Genomic DNA, 1,868 nt, shown 5'->3' on the forward strand with positions numbered 1-1,868 from the left:
CCGAAGTGGCGGCACGTCCACTCCGCAGTGCCCTTGCCGAGGCCCAGGGTCGTGACGACGTCGTCCTCGGCCGAGGCCGCCGAGGCGGCGGCGGCCGGAGCGCCGACGAGGGTGGAGGCGAGAAGGAGAGCGGAAGCGAGGAGAGCGCGAGTCTTCATGGCCCCAGTATGTATGACGCCCGTCACAAATGGTGCACGCCGCGCACAGGCCGCGCCGCGGCATGGCGCAGATGACGGCCGGCGGGCACCCCGGCCTCGCCCCGACGCCGACAAGGTGGCATGCGCCACAGCACCGGTTACGCTGACCTGCGTGTCCGAAGAGCTGCGCATCCTGATCGCCGACGACCAGCCGCTCATGAGCGGCGCGCTCCGCGTGCTCGTCGACTCTGCCCCCGGCATGACCTGCGTGGGTGTGGTCGCCAACGGCGTCGAAGCCGTGGAGGCGTGCGCCGCCATCGAGCCGGACGTGGTCCTGATGGACATGCAGATGCCCCTGATGGACGGGGTGGAGGCCACACGCCGGATCAAGGACACCCACCCCGCGATCCGGGTCCTGGCGATCACCACGTTCACTTCCGAGGACTACCTCGTGCCGGCCCTGCGCGCCGGAGCGGGCGGCTACCTCCTCAAGGACGCGGAGCCGCCGGCCATCCTGGGCGCCATCCAGGCCGTCCATCGCGGCGAGTCCGTGCTCTCCCCCGCCGTGGCGACCAAGCTGCTCGCCTCGATCGAGCGGGACCGGCCGACGGTGAGCCCCACCCCGGTGCAGCCCGGCAGCCCCGACGGCTCCGACCTCACCGCTCGGGAGCTGGGCGTGCTGCGGCTGCTGGCCCGGGGTCAGTCGAACCCGGAGATCGCCGCGAACCTCTTCGTCTCCGAGTCCACGGTCAAGGCCAACCTCACGCGGATCATGGCCAAGCTGGAGGTCCGCGACCGCGTCCAGCTGATCATCCGGGCGGCCCAGCTCGGGCTCGTCACACTCGCCCTGGACTGAGCGCGGCGGGGTCAGCCGCGGGCCGCGATCTCGTTGCGCCGCGTGTTGAGGTCCTTCAGGACCTGCATCCCGTGCTCCACCACCGGGTCCGCCTCGGCCAGGAGAGACTCCTTGGCCGGGCTGTAGGCGAGGTCGGCGAACGTGCCGTTCTCCGGGTCGAGGGCCCGGACCTCCTGCTGCACCAGGCGCACCTGGTCCAGGGCGGCCGCGTACTCCACCGATCGCTCGTCGATCTTCGTCAGGGACGCCTCCGCGTCCTCCGGGATCTGCTCCAGGGCGAACTGGGCCTCGTAGAGCCGGTTCTGGTACGTGCAGGGCTCCTCGATGTCGTAGAGCCCCACGCCGCGGCCCACGGCCTCCTGATTGGCCTGGGCGATCTCCTCCGCCAGGCGCTTGCCGACGGCGACCTCCGTGGGGGCGGCCATGCCGGCCTCCGCCATGGCCACGTTGACGGTGCCGCCGCCGATCGAGATGACCGCGCTCTCCATCCCCTCGGGCGCACCCTCGTCCGAGGTGGTCATGCTCGCGGTCGCCCCCTGCGGGAGCCGATCACGCAGCCAGGCGTAGGACTCCTCCCCCATGCAGAGGTTGGGGCCGACCTTGAGGCCCTCCGGGTTGCGGCCCGCGCTCGTGACGCCGGCGAGCACCACGGTCCGCTCGGTGCCGCCCTGGTTCACCACCACGGTGTTGCCGTCCAGCACGGAGACGATGTCCACGCGGGCGGCGTCGGCGGCCACGCCGCGGAGGACGGTGACGATGCCCAGCAGGAGCAGGACGGCGGCGACGACGAGGAAGACCAGCAGCCCCTTGAAGGGGACCCGGGCACGGGCGGCGACGTGAGTCATGCGGACTTCCTGCAGGTGGACGGCGGGACG

Annotated in this window: 2 protein-coding genes; one reads left to right on the forward strand and one right to left on the reverse strand. The window is 71.9% G+C overall.

Features of this window, described 5'->3' with window-relative positions; all coding sequences use genetic code 11:
- Positions 1-309: 309 nt before the first annotated feature.
- A complete protein-coding gene (locus AB0N07_RS50525) occupies positions 310-993 on the forward strand; it encodes a response regulator transcription factor (protein ID WP_350748191.1) in 684 nt (227 codons plus the stop codon).
- Positions 994-1,004: 11 nt separating this feature from the next.
- Here the strand turns inward: AB0N07_RS50525 and AB0N07_RS50530 are convergent.
- The coding region (locus AB0N07_RS50530; protein WP_365847685.1) for a hypothetical protein at positions 1,005-1,868 on the reverse strand (864 nt) is incomplete at its 5' end.

Source organism: Streptomyces sp. NPDC051172, from assembly GCF_040682555.1.
In the GTDB taxonomy this organism is placed as follows: Bacteria; Actinomycetota; Actinomycetes; order Streptomycetales; family Streptomycetaceae; genus Streptomyces.